The sequence below is a fragment of the Nocardioides sp. GXQ0305 genome (assembly GCF_050880345.1).
Lineage (GTDB): Bacteria > Actinomycetota > Actinomycetes > Propionibacteriales > Nocardioidaceae > Nocardioides.
Genome location: NZ_JBNYXG010000005.1, coordinates 151,905 through 166,329 on the forward strand (window position 1 = coordinate 151,905; position 14,425 = coordinate 166,329).

15 protein-coding genes and 2 tRNA genes are annotated in these 14,425 nt (G+C 72.6%); 15 read left to right on the forward strand and 2 right to left on the reverse strand.

The annotated features are described in order from the left end of the window. Nucleotides 1-3 precede the first annotated feature (3 nt). From ACQ1X7_RS14435 to ACQ1X7_RS14480, 10 genes are all read left to right on the forward strand, one after another. Nucleotides 4-813 (forward strand): fumarylacetoacetate hydrolase family protein, encoded by an 810-nt coding sequence (locus ACQ1X7_RS14435; protein ID WP_432478912.1) that lies wholly within the window; start codon nt 4-6, stop codon nt 811-813. Continuing rightward, entirely contained in the window at nt 810-2,273 is a 1,464-nt protein-coding gene (gene gltX / locus ACQ1X7_RS14440) for a glutamate--tRNA ligase (RefSeq protein WP_432478913.1), read from the forward strand. Before ACQ1X7_RS14435 ends, gltX begins: the two co-directional genes overlap by 4 nt. After that, nucleotides 2,270-3,454 (forward strand): CPBP family intramembrane glutamic endopeptidase, encoded by a 1,185-nt coding sequence (locus ACQ1X7_RS14445; RefSeq protein ID WP_432478914.1) that lies wholly within the window; start codon nt 2,270-2,272, stop codon nt 3,452-3,454. Before gltX ends, ACQ1X7_RS14445 begins: the two co-directional genes overlap by 4 nt. 57 nt (nt 3,455-3,511) lie before the next feature. After that, nucleotides 3,512-3,583: transfer RNA gene (locus tag ACQ1X7_RS14450), tRNA-Gln, on the forward strand. A 103-nt stretch (nt 3,584-3,686) separates the two neighbouring features. Next, a tRNA-Glu gene (locus tag ACQ1X7_RS14455) sits at nt 3,687-3,762 on the forward strand. 409 nt (nt 3,763-4,171) lie between these two features. Next, on the forward strand, nt 4,172-4,540 hold the full coding sequence (locus tag ACQ1X7_RS14460; RefSeq protein WP_432478915.1) for a hypothetical protein: 369 nt from the start codon (nt 4,172-4,174) through the stop codon (nt 4,538-4,540). Nucleotides 4,541-4,782: 242 nt separating this feature from the next. Further along, the gene (locus ACQ1X7_RS14465; RefSeq protein ID WP_432478916.1) at nt 4,783-5,355 is read left to right on the forward strand and encodes a hypothetical protein; all 573 of its coding nucleotides are present in this window, start codon (nt 4,783-4,785) and stop codon (nt 5,353-5,355) included. 15 nt (nt 5,356-5,370) lie between these two features. Then, entirely contained in the window at nt 5,371-6,858 is a 1,488-nt protein-coding gene (locus ACQ1X7_RS14470; protein ID WP_432478917.1) for an AlkA N-terminal domain-containing protein, read from the forward strand. A gap of 1 nt (nt 6,859) precedes the next feature. Continuing rightward, nucleotides 6,860-7,336, forward strand: a complete 477-nt coding sequence (locus ACQ1X7_RS14475; RefSeq protein WP_432478918.1) for a methylated-DNA--[protein]-cysteine S-methyltransferase — start codon at nt 6,860-6,862, stop codon at nt 7,334-7,336. A 74-nt stretch (nt 7,337-7,410) separates the two neighbouring features. Continuing rightward, nucleotides 7,411-8,070 carry a histone deacetylase gene (locus ACQ1X7_RS14480; protein WP_432478919.1) on the forward strand — a complete coding sequence of 220 codons (660 nt, stop codon included), beginning with the start codon at nt 7,411-7,413 and terminating at the stop codon, nt 8,068-8,070. A 27-nt stretch (nt 8,071-8,097) separates the two neighbouring features. Here the strand turns inward: ACQ1X7_RS14480 and ACQ1X7_RS14485 are convergent, their stop codons facing one another. Beyond that, complete coding sequence (locus tag ACQ1X7_RS14485; RefSeq protein WP_432478920.1) at nt 8,098-8,829, reverse strand: IclR family transcriptional regulator; 732 nt, start codon at nt 8,827-8,829, stop codon at nt 8,098-8,100. Nucleotides 8,830-8,916: 87 nt separating this feature from the next. Here ACQ1X7_RS14485 and leuC point away from each other — a divergent pair, with 87 nt between their 5' ends. The 3 genes from leuC to ACQ1X7_RS14500 all read left to right on the forward strand — a co-directional run bounded on the left by leuC (nt 8,917) and on the right by ACQ1X7_RS14500 (nt 11,797). Beyond that, nucleotides 8,917-10,317, forward strand: coding sequence for a 3-isopropylmalate dehydratase large subunit (gene leuC / locus ACQ1X7_RS14490; protein ID WP_432478921.1), 1,401 nt, complete (start codon nt 8,917-8,919; stop codon nt 10,315-10,317). A gap of 11 nt (nt 10,318-10,328) precedes the next feature. Beyond that, complete coding sequence (gene leuD / locus ACQ1X7_RS14495) at nt 10,329-10,928, forward strand: 3-isopropylmalate dehydratase small subunit (RefSeq protein ID WP_432478922.1); 600 nt, start codon at nt 10,329-10,331, stop codon at nt 10,926-10,928. Between the two features lie 137 nt (nt 10,929-11,065). After that, nucleotides 11,066-11,797 (forward strand): HU family DNA-binding protein, encoded by a 732-nt coding sequence (locus ACQ1X7_RS14500; protein ID WP_432478923.1) that lies wholly within the window; start codon nt 11,066-11,068, stop codon nt 11,795-11,797. A gap of 62 nt (nt 11,798-11,859) precedes the next feature. Here ACQ1X7_RS14500 and cofC read toward each other — a convergent pair whose 3' ends face one another. Then, nucleotides 11,860-12,507, reverse strand: coding sequence for a 2-phospho-L-lactate guanylyltransferase (gene cofC / locus ACQ1X7_RS14505; RefSeq protein WP_432478924.1), 648 nt, complete (start codon nt 12,505-12,507; stop codon nt 11,860-11,862). Between the two features lie 90 nt (nt 12,508-12,597). On the opposite strand from cofC, the gene ACQ1X7_RS14510 reads away from it, so the two are divergent. Beyond that, the gene (locus ACQ1X7_RS14510; RefSeq protein ID WP_432478925.1) at nt 12,598-13,374 is read left to right on the forward strand and encodes a lysophospholipid acyltransferase family protein; all 777 of its coding nucleotides are present in this window, start codon (nt 12,598-12,600) and stop codon (nt 13,372-13,374) included. After that, nucleotides 13,374-14,375 carry an NAD(P)H-dependent glycerol-3-phosphate dehydrogenase gene (locus tag ACQ1X7_RS14515; protein ID WP_432478926.1) on the forward strand — a complete coding sequence of 334 codons (1,002 nt, stop codon included), beginning with the start codon at nt 13,374-13,376 and terminating at the stop codon, nt 14,373-14,375. Before ACQ1X7_RS14510 ends, ACQ1X7_RS14515 begins: the two co-directional genes overlap by 1 nt. The last annotated feature ends 50 nt before the right edge of the window (nt 14,376-14,425 follow it).

Here is a 14,425-nt window from a genome sequence, read left to right on the forward strand (position 1 = left end):
CCCGTGCGCATCGCAAGGTTCACCACAGGGGACGACCCGCTCTACGGCGTGGTCACCGGCGAGCTCGACGAGTTCGGCCAGGCGTCCGACGACGCGGTCGTCGTCACGCTCGCGGGCGACCCGCTGTACGCCGGCGTCAAGGCGACCAGCGAGGAGCACAAGCTCTCCGACGTCCGGCTGCTCGCCCCGGTGCTGCCCCGCAGCAAGGTGATCGGCGTCGGCCGCAACTACGCCGCGCACGCCGCTGAGCTCGACCACGACGTCCCGGACGAGCCGCTGCTGTTCCTCAAGCCCAACACCAGCGTGATCGGCCCCGGCGACCCGATCCAGTACCCGAAGCAGACCGAGGAGCTCCACTACGAGGGCGAGCTCGCCGTCGTCATCGGCCGGATCTGCCGCGACGTCCCGGCGTCGCAGGCGACCGACGTGATCTTCGGCTACACCATCGCCAACGACGTGACCGCACGTGACCTGCAGCGCTCCGACGTGCAGTTCACCCGCGCCAAGGGCTTCGACTCCTTCTGCCCGCTCGGACCCTGGATCGAGACCGACCTCGACCCCCAGCACTTCATCGACGGGGTCGGCGTGCAGACCCATCTCGAGGGTGACCTCAAGCAGGACGGCAACACCCGCGACATGGTGTTCGACGTCCCGACCCTCATCGAGAAGATCTCCAGCGTGATGACCCTGCTCCCCGGCGACGTCATCCTCACCGGCACGCCCGAGGGCGTCGGCCCGATGCAGGTCGGCGACGAGGTCGAGGTGTCGATCGACGGGCTGGGCGTCCTGACCAACAAGGTGGCCAAGAAGTGAGCACCCCCGCCGACACGTCCGTGCGCGTCCGGTTCTGCCCGTCCCCGACCGGTTCGCCCCACGTCGGCTTTGCGCGGACCGCGCTGTTCAACTGGGCCTTCGCCCGCCACCACCGCGGCACCTTCGTCTTCCGCATCGAGGACACCGACAAGAAGCGCTCGACCCAGGAGTCGCTCGACGCGATGGTCGAGGCGATGCGGTGGCTCGGCCTCGACTGGGACGAGGGCCCCGGCGTCGGCGGCCCGCACGGCCCCTACCGGCAGTCCGAGCGTGGCGACCTCTACCGCGACGTGCTCGCCCGGCTGGCCGAGTCGAAGTTCACCTACGACTGCTACTGCACGACCGAGGAGGTCACCGAGCGCCGCAAGGCGTCCGGCTCCAAGGTGCAGGGGTACGACGGCCACTGCCGCGAGCTCACCGACGAGCAGGTGGCCGCGTTCCGCGAGCAGGGGCGCGCGCCCGTCGTCCGGTTCCGGATGCCCGACGGCCAGGTCACCTGGCACGACCTGGTCCGGGGCGAGATCAGCTTCGAGACCGAGCACGTCCCCGACTTCGCACTCTGCCGGGCCAACGGCGACCCGCTCTACACGCTGGTCAACCCGGTCGACGACGCGCTGATGGAGATCACCCACGTGCTGCGCGGCGAGGACCTGCTCTCCAGCACGCCGCGGCAGATCCCGCTCCACCGCGCGCTCGTCGAGCTCGGCATCTCCTCGGTGGTGCCGGAGTTCGGCCACCTGCCGTTCGTGATGGGGGAGGGCAACAAGAAGCTGTCGAAGCGGGACCCGCAGGCCCACCTGTTCCACTACCGCGACGCCGGGTTCCTGCCCGAGGGGCTGCTCAACTACCTCGCCCTGCTCGGCTGGGCGATCGCCCCCGACCGCGACGTCTTCACCCTCGTCGAGATGGTCGAGGCGTTCGAGATCGCGGACGTCAACCCCAACCCGGCGCGCTTCGACCTCAAGAAGGCCGAGGCGCTCAACGCCGACCACATGCGGATGCTGACCCTCGACGACCTCACCCACCGGGTGCTGCCCCACCTGAAGGCCGCCGGGGTCGTCGGCGACCCCGTCCACGACTCCGACGCCCAGCTCCTCGAGCTGGCGATGCCGCTGGTCGCCGAGCGGATGAACAAGCTGACCGAGGCCGTCGACATGCTCGGCTTCCTGTTCGTCGACGAGGACCACCTGGTCCGGCACGAGCAGGTCGACGACGCCGGCCGCGAGGTCGTCAAGGCCGCGCACGACGCCCTCGCCGGGCTCGGTCACTGGTCGACCTGCGAGATCGAGGAGGCGCTGCGCGGCGCACTGGTCGACGGGCTCGGGCTCAAGCCCCGGCACGCCTTCGGCCCGGTGCGGGTCGCGGTCACCGGCCGCAAGGTCTCCCCACCGCTGTTCGAGTCCCTCGAGCTGCTGGGTCGCGACCGGTCGCTGGCCCGGCTGTCCGGAGCCCTCCAGTGACCCAGCCGCCGTTCCCGCCGGGGCCGCCCCGCAACCCCCAGCAACCGGGCCCCTGGCCGCCGCCCCGCGAGCGCCCCTTCGGGCCGCCACCGACCGCCTCCTCGTGGCCGGCCCCGCAGGGCCCGCCGGTGGTGCCGCCGTACACCCCCACCACGCCGTACGGCGCCGCCCCGCCGGCGGCACCCCCGGCGGAAGCCGCGGGCCGGGACGGCGTGCCCTACCACCTGCTGCTGCGGGCCGGCTGGCACGGCACCTGGTGGCGGGGGCTGATCGGCATCGTCTGCCTCGGCATCGGCATGGTGTTGGTGCTGCCGCTGATCATGATGGTGCCGTTCGTCATCTACTACGTCGCCACCGGCGCCGACGTCCCGAGCTCGATCAGCACCCTCGTCGACCTCACCGACCCGACCCCCGCGTCGCTGGCCTACCTCAACCTGTCCCTGGCCGGGCTGATCCCGCTCACGTGGGTGCTGGTGCGGTGGCTGCACGGGCTCCGCCCGCGCTGGCTGTCGTCGATCCGGCCGCGGCTGCGCTGGGGCTACCTGCTCGCCTGCTTCGGGCTGTCGTTCGTCGCCCTGCTCGCCACCGTCCTCGTCGCGTCCCTGCTGCCGACCGTCGGCGCCGCCGGGGACGTGACCGGGAAGCTGAACGAGTTCACCCCCGAGATCCGCGACTTCGTGCTCGTGGTGCTGCTGCTCACGCCGCTGCAGGCGGCCGCCGAGGAGTACGCCTTCCGCGGCTACCTCCTGCAGGCCTTCGGCGGAATCTTCGGCCAGCTGGGCGAGGGGCTCAAGGCGCCGTGGCTGCGCCACCCGGTGTTCGCCGTCGTGCTCTCGTCGTTCCTGTTCGCCCTCGCCCACGGCGCCGGCCAGGACATCCCGATCTTCTTCGACCGGTTCGCCTTCGGCATCGTCGCCGCGACGCTCGTGGTCGTCACCGGCGGGCTCGAGGCGGGCATCGCGATGCACGTGCTCAACAACTGGCTCGCGTTCGGCGCCGCCCTCGCGTACGGCGACATGGGCTCGGCCCTGAACCCCACCGGCGGCACCTGGTGGAGCATCCCCGTCACGCTCACCCAGTCGCTGGTCTACCTCGGCCTGGCGTGGTGGGTGGCGCGCGCCATGGGGATCAAGCGGCGCACCGACCCGGCCGTTTTGGCCGCCCCTGAAACCCGCGTGTAAGGTCTACCCTCGGTCCGCCAGGGCCACCGACGAGGGTTCCAGAACCCTTGTCACCCTTGGGATATGGTGTAATTGGCAGCACGACTGGTTCTGGTCCAGTTAGTCTAGGTTCGAGTCCTAGTATCCCAGCGAAGTCCGGGATCTCCCGCCCAGAGCGATCGCGCGGAGGCCCGGGATTTGGTCTGAATCCAGCGACTTCGCTAGGGTTTCGGATCGCTGCCCAGGCAGCAAGGCCCCCGTTGTGTAGCGGCCTAGCACGCCGCCCTCTCAAGGCGGTAGCGCCGGTTCGAATCCGGTCGGGGGTACCACCACACCCAGCGCCTCGGTCCTCCCGGCCCGGGGCGCTTTCGCGTCCCGGAGGTTGAGGTGTGAGAGCAGCCAGGCCCGAGCCCCGAAACCCCGGGTCCGTGGGCAGGGCCGTCACTGCGGGTCTGCTGGTGCCTGACCGGGTTTCGACGCGCTTCGCCTTGGCGGGGGGGTGCCGCCGGAGGTTGAGGTGTGAGGGCCGCCAGGCCCGAGCCTCGAAACCCCGGGTCTGTGAGCAGGGCCGTCACTGCGGGTCTGCTGGTGCCTGACCGGGTTCGACGCGCTTCGCCTTGGCGGGGGGTGCCGCCGGAGGTTGAGGTGTGAGGGCCGCCAGGCCCGAGCCTCGAAACCCCGGGACCACGACTCGGCGGACGCCTCGCCGGACCGGACACGCACGGATACGCTGGAGGCGTGCTGTCGTGGCGCTCCCGCAACTCGTTCCTGTCGATCTGTTCCGACGGGTCGGTCCTCTCCATCGGCAGCATCGGCTCGTTCGCCTCGATCGGGTCGATCGGGTCGGCGCTCTCGGTCGGCTCCCTGGGCGGACTGATGTCGGTGATGTCGATGCTCTCCTCGCAGAGCAACTGCTCGATCCTGAGCCGACGCAGCAACTGCTCGATCCTCAGCGACGAGAGCAACACCTCGATCCTCGGCACTCGGACCGACGGCATGGTCCTCGGACGGCGCCACGAGACGTGGGGTGGGCACGACCAGCGCCCGGGCGACGCCCGGACGCGTCCTCGGCGCGTCCGCGAGGCCGACGCCGGCAGCGCCTCCTGACGCGGCACGGCCCACCATCCGCGTCGTCCGCTCCGGGGGTAGGTGGTCTCGTACGCCTTCCGCTCCCGGAGGGCACCAGTCGGGCCGGAGGGGAGCTCGCGGTCCAGCGTGCCATGCTGGGTCCTCCTGCAGGTGGGCCCGCGCCCCCAGCCGTCCGCAGCATGCCAGGTGGTGACGCCCGAACAGGTCTTGACCAGGCCGCGGTAGCGGACTCTCCTTGGTGACGGGGAGAGGAACGTGTGATGAGGCTGCGACGGCACGTGCTGGTCGGTACGGCGGCCGGCCTGGCCTGGGCAGGTGCGCTGCGCGGGTGGATGGCGCTGCTCGTGGGCCCCGCCTCGACGTTCAGCTGGCGTACGCCGGTGCTGGTGCTCGCGCCCGGTGCCGCGCTCGGTGGCCTGCTCGGCTGGGCGTCGGCGCTGCGTGCCTCCGGGCGTGGCACCCCGCGGGCACTGGTGCTCGCGCCCGGCGTGTTCGCGGTCGCCCTGCTCGACCCTCGGACCGCCCGCTCCCTCGTCACCGACGGCCAGGGCAGCGGTGCACTGATCGTCGCGGTCACGGCGGTCGCCGGCGGGCACGCGCTGTCGCACCGCGGGTGGAGGCGGACGCGGGTCGCCACCGCGTCCCTGGCCACCGCCGGGGTCGCGACCGTCACCGCGATGGGCTCGATGGCCGGTCCGCTCTCCAGCCGCCGCGGGGTCGGCACGGCGCTGCTCGGCGGCTCGTTGACGGCCGCGCTCTGCGTCGCCTCGACGGTGCCGTACGGACCGCCGGGGGTCGTGTCCGATTCCCGCGAGAGCCTGCCGGTGGAGTGAGGCAGGATGGGGGTCATGACACCGACCCCGCGGCTGGATCCGGAGTCCTGCTACCGCGCCGTGAAGGCGCGGGACCGCCGGTTCGACGGCGTCTTCTACACGGCGGTGCGGACCACCGGGATCTACTGCCGGCCCTCGTGCCCCGCCCGCACCCCGGCGTACGCCAACGTCACCTTCCACCCGAGCGCCGCCGCGGCCCAGGCTGCGGGCTACCGCGCCTGCAAGCGCTGCCTGCCCGACGCGACGCCCGGCAGCCCCGACTGGGACGTCGCCGCCGACGTCGCCGGCCGGGCGATGCGGCTGATCGCCGACGGCGTGGTCGACCGCGACGGCGTCGAGGGGCTGGCCGCCCGGGTGGGCTACACCCGGCGCCACCTCGGCCGGATCCTGACCGCCGAGCTCGGCGCCGGGCCGCTGGCGCTGGCCCGGGCCCGGCGGGCGCAGACCGCCCGGGTGCTCATCGAGACCACCGAGCTCACCTATGCCGACATCGCGTTCGCCGCGGGCTTCGCCAGCGTCCGGCAGTTCAACGACACCGTCCGCGAGGTCTACGCCGCGACGCCGACCGAGCTGCGTGGCCGTCGCGGCCACCGCACCGCCACCGGCGAGATGCGGATGCGGCTCGCGGTCCGGACACCGTTCGCCGGCCGCGCCCTCCACGCGTTCCTCGCCGCCCACGTCGTCGCGGGCGTCGAGGACGCCGGCCCGGGGTGGTACTCACGGACCCTCGACCTCCCTCACGGGCCCGGCACCGTCCGGCTCGAGCTCGACGACCTCCACGGCCACGACGGGACCGCGCTGGTTCCGGCGACGTTCCGGCTGGCCGACCTGCGCGACACCGGCGCCGCCGTCGAGCGGGTGCGCCGGATGCTCGACGCCGACTGCGACCCGGTCGCGGTCGACGACGCCTTCGCCGGCGACCCCGTGATCGGCCCGCTCGTCCGACGCCGTCCCGGGCTGCGCGTTCCCGGTCACCCCGACGGCCACGAGCTCGCCGTCCGCACCGTGGTCGGCCAGCAGGTGAGCGTCGCCGGTGCGCGCACCGTCACCGCTCGCATCGTGCAGGAGCACGGCCGGCCGCTCGCCGAGCCGGTCGGCGGCCTGACCCACGTCTTCCCCGACGCCGCGACCCTCGCGGCCGCCGAACCGGAGAGACTCCCCATGCCCCGGTCGCGGGGCTGGGCGATCGTCGGCCTGGCTGCCGCGCTCGCCGCCGGCGAGATCGCCCTAGACCGCGGCACCGACCGCGACGACGTACGCCGCCGGCTGCTCGACCTCCCGGGCATCGGACCGTGGACGGCCGACTACGTGGCGATGCGCGGGCTCGGGCACCCCGACGTGTTCCTGCCCACCGACCTCGGGATCCGGACCGCGCTGCGCGGCCTCGACCAGGATCCCGCCGTCGCCGCGACCCTCGCCCAGGAGTGGCGACCGTGGCGCTCCTACGCCCAGATGCACCTCTGGCACACCCTTGACGTCCTCGAACCTCGCAAGGAGGCATGACATGTGGACCATCACCGACAGTCCCGTCGGTCCGCTCCGGATCGTGGAGCACGACGGCGCGATCACCGCGATCGAGTTCGAGCCGTTCCGCACCACCGGCCGCCCGCTCGGTGAGCGCGGCGACGACCACCCGGTGCTCACGGGCGCCGTCGCGCAGCTGACCGCGTACTTCGCGCGCGACCTCAAGGAGTTCGACCTGCCGCTCTTGCCGCAGGGCAGCCCGTGGCAGCAGCAGGTGTGGGAGCAGCTGCGGCTGATCGGGTACGGCGAGACCGCGTCGTACGGCCAGATCGCCGCGCGGCTCGGCCGCAGCAACGCCGCCTCGCGGGCGGTCGGGCTGGCGAACGGGCAGAACCCGATCCCGATCGTCGTGCCGTGTCACCGGGTGATCGGCTCGAACGGGACGCTCATCGGCTACGCCGGGGGCCTGGAGCGCAAGCGGCTCCTGCTCGACCTCGAGCAGGAGGCCCTGTTCTGACCGCCCCTGGCCCGAGCCCGCGAAGGCCAGGATCGGGCGGTCAGGTCGAGGAGGCTCGGCTCGAGCCCGCGCGTGTGCGGGAACGATGGAGCCATCTCGAAACGTCGGCAAGCCGTGCAGAGACAGTTCCCGACGACGCGGTCTGGTACGCCGCCTACGGCTCCAACCTCGACCCCGACCGGTTCGGCCGCTACTTGCTCGGCGGCAGCCCGCCCGGCGCCACCCGCACCTACCCCGGCACCCGGGCCGGCGGGCCGGCGCTCGACACGCGACCGTTCGCGATGCCCGGGCGCCTGGTGTTCGCCTGGCACTCGCCGACGTGGGACGGGTCGATCGCGTTCCACGACCCGACCGGGGAGGGGGAGGTGCTCAGCACCGCCTACCTGCTCCCGACCGGGACCTTCTCCGACGTCGTCGAGCAGGAGATGTGGCGGGAGCCGGGTGCCGACCACGACCTCGCCGAGGTGCTCGCGACCGGCCGCCAGGTCCTCGGCCCGGGCCGCTACGAGACGCTCCACCTCACCGGCGAGCTCGACGGGCGCCCGGTGGTGACGTTCAGCGCCGACGACCCGGCCCTGCTCGAGCCCGGCCGGCCCGCGCCGGCGTACCTCGCCACCATGGCCCGCGGGCTGCGCCACGCCCACCGCCTCGAGGACGACGCGATCGCCGACTACTTCCTCCTCGCCGCCGGAATCGCCTACGACCGCGACGCCGTCCTGCGCGCGATCCGCTGACGATCGCGGGCCCCAGCCCCCAGGGGGTTACTCGCTGGCGGCGGCGGCGCGGCGCAGCGACTCGGAGAGCCGTTCGGCAGCGGCGAGGACGGCGGGGGCGTGCATCCGGCCGGGCTGGCGGGACAGGCGCTCCAGAGGACCGGAGACGGAGACCGCGGCGAGGATCTTGCCGCCCGGGGAGCGCACGGGGGCCGAGACCGAGGCGACGCCCTGCTCGCGCTCGCCGACCGACTGGGCCCACCCACGGCGCCGGATGCCCGAGAGGGCCGCAGCGGAGAAGGCGGCGTGCTGGAGGCCGCGCTGCATCCGGTCGGGGTCCTCCCAGGCCAGCAGCACCTGGGCGGCGGAACCGGCGTTCATGGTCAGCTGGGTGCCGACCGGGATGGTGTCGCGGAGTCCCGAGGGACGCTCGGCGGCGGCCACGCACACCCGGTGGTCGCCCTGACGGCGCCACAGCTGGGCGGACTCCCCGGTGATGTCCCGCAGCCGGGCCAGCACCGGTCCGGCCGTGGCCAGCAGCCGGTCCTCGCCCGCGGCGGCCGACAGCTCGGCGAGCCGCGGGCCCAGCACGAACCGGCCCTGCATGTCGCGGGCGACCAGCCGGTGGTGCTCGAGGGCGACGGCGAGCCGGTGGGCGGTCGGCCGGGCGAGCCCGGTGCCGGCGACCAGGCCGGCGAGGGTCGCAGGCCCGGACTCCAGGGCCGTGAGGACGAGCGCCGCCTTGTCGAGGACGCCGACTCCGCTGCTGGTGTTGTCCATATGGCAATACTGCCGTCTCGAATTGTGGATGGCAAGACGATACGGTGGTGGTCACCACCACGACCCTCGACGGAGGAGGTAGCTGCCATGGGCCGGACCCTGGCGGAGAAGGTCTGGGACGAACACGTCGTCCGGTCGCGCGAGGGGGAGCCCGACCTCCTCTACGTCGACCTCCACCTCGTGCACGAGGTCACCTCGCCCCAGGCGTTCGACGGGCTCCGGCTCGCCGGCCGCGCGGTCCGCCGACCCGACCTGACCCTCGCGACCGAGGACCACAACGTCCCGACGGTCGACCTCGACAAGCCGATCGCCGACCCGGTGAGCCGCACCCAGGTCGAGACGCTGCGGCGGAACGCCGAGGAGTTCGGCGTCCGGCTGCATCCCCTCGGTGACGTCGAGCAGGGGATCGTCCACATTATCGGCCCGCAGCTCGGTCTCACCCAGCCCGGCATGACCATCGTCTGCGGCGACAGCCACACCAGCACCCACGGCGCGTTCGGGGCGCTGGCCTTCGGGATCGGCACCTCCGAGGTCGAGCACGTGCTGGCGACCCAGACGCTGCCGCAGGCCCGGCCGAGGACGATGGCGGTCACCGTCGACGGCAGCCTGCCCGAGGGCGTCACCGCCAAGGACCTGGTGCTGACCCTGATCGCCCACACCGGCACCGGTGGCGGCCAGGGCTACGTCGTCGAGTACCGCGGGCAGGCCATCGAGGAGCTCTCGATGGAGGGGCGGATGACGGTCTGCAACATGTCGATCGAGTGGGGTGCCAAGGCGGGGATGATCGCCCCCGACCAGACCACCCTCGACTACCTGGAGGGCCGCCCGGCAGCGCCGTCCGGCGCCGACTGGGACGCCGCGGTCGAGCACTGGCTGGGTCTGCGCACCGACGACGACGCGACCTACGACCGCGAGGTGGTGCTCGACGCGTCGACCATGACGCCGTTCGTCACCTGGGGCACGAACCCCGGACAGGGCGTCCCGCTCGGCGGCGTCGTCCCGGGTCCGGAGGACTTCGAGGACGCCGGCGACGCGGTCGCCGCCGAGAAGGCCTTGGCCTACATGGGACTCGAGGCCGGCACGCCGATGCGCGAGATCTCCGTCGACACCGTCTTCGTGGGCTCCTGCACCAACGGCCGGATCGAGGACCTGCGGCTCGCGGCCGAGGTGGTCCGGGGTCGGCACGTCGCCCCGGGCACCCGGTTGCTCGTGGTCCCGGGCTCGGTCCGGGTCCGGCTGCAGGCCGAGGAGGAGGGGCTCGACGTGGTCTTCAAGGAGGCCGGCGGCGAGTGGCGCGGTGCCGGGTGCTCGATGTGCCTGGGGATGAACCCCGACCAGCTCGCACCGCAGGAGCGCAGTGCGTCGACCTCCAACCGGAACTTCGAGGGCCGGCAGGGCGTGGGCGGACGCACCCACCTGGTGTCGGTGCCCGTCGCGGCCGCGACCGCGATCCGCGGCACCCTGTCGTCGCCGGCCGACCTCGACTGATCGGAGCAGCCATGGAGAAGTTCAGCAGCCACACCGGCATCGGCGTCCCGCTGCGGCGCACCAACGTCGACACCGACCAGATCATCCCGGCGTCCTACCTGAAGCGGGTCACCCGCACCGGCTTCGAGGACGGGCTGTTCGCCGCCTGGCGTGGCGACCCCGGCTTCGTCCTCAACCAGGAGCCGTACGCCGCCGGCTCGGTGCTCGTCGCCGGGCCGGACTTCGGCACCGGCTCCTCGCGCGAGCACGCCGTGTGGGCCCTGCAGAACTACGGGTTCCGGGCGGTTGTGTCGCCGCGGTTCGGTGACATCTTCCGCGGCAACGCCGGCAAGGCGGGACTGGTCGCCGCGCAGGTCGACGAGAAGGTCGTGCAGGCGTTGTGGGACCTGCTGGAGACCGAGCCGGGCACCGAGGTGACCGTCGACCTCGAGGCGCGAGCCGTGCGTGCCGGCGAGGGTGTCGACGCGGTCGAGGACTCCTTCGACATCGACGACTACACGCGCTGGCGACTGCTCCAAGGGCTCGACGACATCGACATCACCCTGGGTCACGACGACGACATCGCGGCGTACGAGGCACGTCGCCAGGAGTGGCTCCCGACCACGATCTGACCCGTTTTCGGGACCAGAAGCCTGTAATTTCGGCGTTTTCTCGGCGTGGCGATTGTGACGCGCGCCACGAGTCTTTAGCGTGCAGAGCACGTGAGTCGGGCAGCGGCTCGGCACAGCAGGCACCGAAAGGGAAGCTCGTGAACAAGTCTCAGCTCATCGACAAGCTGGCCCAGCGGTTCGAGGGCAACCGCAGACAGGCCGCGCACGCGCTCGACTCCGTGCTCGACACCATCACCCGGGAGGTCGCCCGGGGCGAGAAGGTCGCGATCACCGGGTTCGGCTCGTTCGAGCGGAAGATCCGCAAGGCGGGCACCGCCCGCAACCCGCAGACCGGGGCGACGATCCGTACCAAGAAGAAGAACGTCCCGAAGTTCACCGCCGGTCAGGACCTCAAGAACGTCGTCTCCGGGGCGAAGAAGCTGCCCAAGCTCGTGGTCGCCGCACCGTCGGCTGCGGCGGGCGCCGCCAAGAAGTCGTCCGTGTCGGCGACGACGTCCCGACCGACCAAGAAGGCTTCGGGCGCGGCGAAGTCGGCGGCGAAGAAGTCCAGCGGCGCGGCGAAGTCCACGGCCAAGAAGTCCAGCGGCGCGGCGAAGTCGGCGGCCAAGAAGTCCAGCGGCGCGGCGAAGTCCACAGCCAAGAAGTCGTCTGGCGGCGCGAAGAAGACCGCCGCCAAGAAGTCGACGGGCGCCAAGAAGTCGGCCACTGGCGCGAAGAAGACCGCTGCCAAGAAGTCGTCGCCGGCCAAGTCGACGGCGTCGCGGGCAACCGGCCGCGCGGCGAAGAAGGGCAGCGCTGCCAAGAAGACGGCAGCCAAGAAGAGCCCCGCCAAGAAGTCCACTGCGAAGAAGGCTGCCAAGAAGGCCTGACCCGCACCTCGACGAGGCCGGACCCCCACGTGGGGTCCGGCCTCGTCGTGTGTCAGCGTGTGTCAGCCGATCCCGGGCCAGGCCAGTCCGTCGACGACCGACGTGGTCCGGGCACCGAGGCCCAGCCGCCGGGCGTCAGCGAGTGCGGTGACGTCGTCCACGTCCCGCCGCAGCGTCGGCAGCTCGCCGGTGATCTCGGCGGCGCCCGCCGCCAGGTGGGCGCGGCGGGACTCGCCGCCGAAGGCGGGGGAGAAGTCCTCGGTCGCCGCAAGATAGAGGGTGGTGCCGACGCCGTCGCTGTCGGCGACGAAGCCCGGAGGAGCCGGGGGGCCCGGCCAGGCCGTCAGGGCCGCGTCGAGGTCGGCGGGCCGCAGCGCCGGAAGGTCGGCGCACACGGCCACCGGCACCAGACCCGGCCAGCGTCGAGCCGCCTCGAGCGCGGCCTGGCGCAGGGACTCGTTGAGGTCACCGGCGACCCCGTCGGGCACCACGGCCGCGCCGGCGCGGCCGATCTCGGCCGCGAACTCGGCGTCGTCGGTCACCACCAGCACTCGCGCGACCGACGGCGTCACCAGGCACGCGCCGACCACGTCGAGGGCGAACCCCGCCGCCAGCCGCACCCGGTCGGCGTCCGCCACACCTCGCATCCGTGACTTGCCGACGGCGAGCGGCTTCACCGGCACCAGGGCCACGAACTGTGGGCGTTTCATCGACGCCGATCCTGCCATCGGAGGGAGTAGCCTGCTGCGGACACCTCGCCCACACCGTCGGCGCGCGCCGGCCCACCCCGAAGGACGTCCGTGACCGTACGCAAGCTGCAGCAGGAGCGCGGCTGGGCGTTCAACCTCGCGGTCCCGATCGTGAAGCCGACCCTGCTCGCTGCCACCAGCCGCACCTGGATCGACGGTGAGAAGGTGCCGGCCACCGGCGGCTGCGTCGTCGTGTTCAACCACATCTCCCACATCGACCCGCTGCTCGCGGCGCACTTCCTCTACGACCACGGACGGCTGCCGCGCTACCTCGCCAAGTCGGGGCTGTTCCGCAACCGGTTCCTCGGGCGGTTCCTGCGCGACGCCGGGCAGATCCCGGTCGAGCGGCTCAGCCGCAACGCGGTGGGCGCCTTCGACGCCGCCGTCCAGGCAGTACGCCGTGGCGAGTGCGTCGTCGTCTACCCCGAGGGCACGCTCACCCGCGACCCCGACCTGTGGCCGATGGTCGGCAAGTCGGGCGCTGCGCGGATCGCGCTGGCCACAGGGGCGCCGGTGATCCCGGTCGGGCAGTGGGGTGCCCACGAGGTGCTGCCGCCGTACACGACCCGGCCGCTGCTGGTGCCGCGCAAGCGGGTGGTGATGAAGGCGGGCGACCCGGTCGACCTCTCCGACCTCGAGGCGGGGGAGCGACCCTCGACGGCCGTCATCAACGAGGCGACGGCGAGGATCATGGCGGCGCTGGTCGCCCTCGTCGAGGACCTCCGGGGCGAGCAGGCGCCGGCGGAGCGGTTCGACCCGCGCCGTGCCGGCGTGGAGCAGATCGGCAACCCGCGCAAGCAGCGCACCGACGACGGGAAGGGGACCTGATGGGGAGGGTCGCGGTGTTCGGGGCCGGCTCGTGGGGGACGGCGTTCTCGATCGTGCTCGCCGACGCCGGCAACGACGTCACCATCTGGGGTCGTCGCGAGGAGGTGTGCGAGGCCATCACGCGGAGCCACGTCAACACCGACTACCTGCCCGACGTCCAGCTGCCGCCCACCATCACCGCGACCCACGACCCGGTGCAGGCGCTCGACGGCGCCGACGCGGTGGTCTTCGCGGTGCCGTCGCAGTCGTTCCGCGCCAACCTCGAGGAGTGGGCGCCGAAGCTGCCCGACGACGTGCCGTTCGTGTCGCTGATGAAGGGGGTCGAGCTCGGCAGCCTCAAGCGGATGAGCGAGGTGATCGACGAGGTGACCGGCGCGGGCCCCGAGCGGATCGCTGTCGTGAGCGGCCCCAACCTCTCCCACGAGATCGCCTCCCGCGAACCCGCCGCGTCGGTCGTCGCCTGTGCCGACGAGGACGTCGCCAAGCGGCTGCAGGACATGTGCCACTCCACGGCGTTCCGGCCCTACACCTCGGTCGACGTGCTCGGCTGCGAGCTCGGCGGTGCCTACAAGAACGTCGTCGCGCTCGCCGTCGGCATGGCGGTCGGGCTCGGCTTCGGCGACAACACGACCGCCTCGGTCATCACCCGTGGTCTCGCCGAGACCGCGCGGCTGGCGACGGCGCTCGGCGCCAACCCGCTGACCCTGATGGGCCTCGCCGGACTCGGCGACCTGGTCGCCACCTGCTCCTCGCCGTTGTCGCGCAACCGGACCTTCGGCGAGAAGCTCGGTCGCGGCGCGACGACCGAGGAGATCGTCGCCTCGACCCGCCAGGTGGCCGAGGGCGCCAAGTCCTGCTCGTCCCTCCTCGCGCTGGCCCGCGAGACCGGGGTCGACGCGCCGATCGCCGAGCACGTCGAGGCGGTCGTCGCCGGCAAGCTCACCGCCGGCGACATGATGCAGGCGTTCATCGCCCGCGACACCAAGGCCGAGACGGACTGATCGGGACCGCGTAGCGGTCCCGATCGATGGTGGTTGAGCAGCGACCGCGG

Excerpts from the sequence above, each read along its gene's own strand:
- ACQ1X7_RS14470 (WP_432478917.1), top strand. The coding sequence starts at position 5,371 with ATGACACCGACCCCGCGGCTGGATCCGGAGTCCTGCTACCGCGCCGTG.
- leuC (WP_432478921.1), top strand. The coding sequence starts at position 8,917 with ATGGGCCGGACCCTGGCGGAGAAGGTCTGGGACGAACACGTCGTCCGG.
- ACQ1X7_RS14485 (WP_432478920.1), bottom strand. The coding sequence starts at position 8,829 with ATGGACAACACCAGCAGCGGAGTCGGCGTCCTCGACAAGGCGGCGCTC.
- leuD (WP_432478922.1), top strand. The coding sequence starts at position 10,329 with ATGGAGAAGTTCAGCAGCCACACCGGCATCGGCGTCCCGCTGCGGCGC.
- cofC (WP_432478924.1), bottom strand. The coding sequence starts at position 12,507 with ATGAAACGCCCACAGTTCGTGGCCCTGGTGCCGGTGAAGCCGCTCGCC.
- ACQ1X7_RS14475 (WP_432478918.1), top strand. The coding sequence starts at position 6,860 with ATGTGGACCATCACCGACAGTCCCGTCGGTCCGCTCCGGATCGTGGAG.
- ACQ1X7_RS14515 (WP_432478926.1), top strand. The coding sequence starts at position 13,374 with ATGGGGAGGGTCGCGGTGTTCGGGGCCGGCTCGTGGGGGACGGCGTTC.
- ACQ1X7_RS14465 (WP_432478916.1), top strand. The coding sequence starts at position 4,783 with ATGAGGCTGCGACGGCACGTGCTGGTCGGTACGGCGGCCGGCCTGGCC.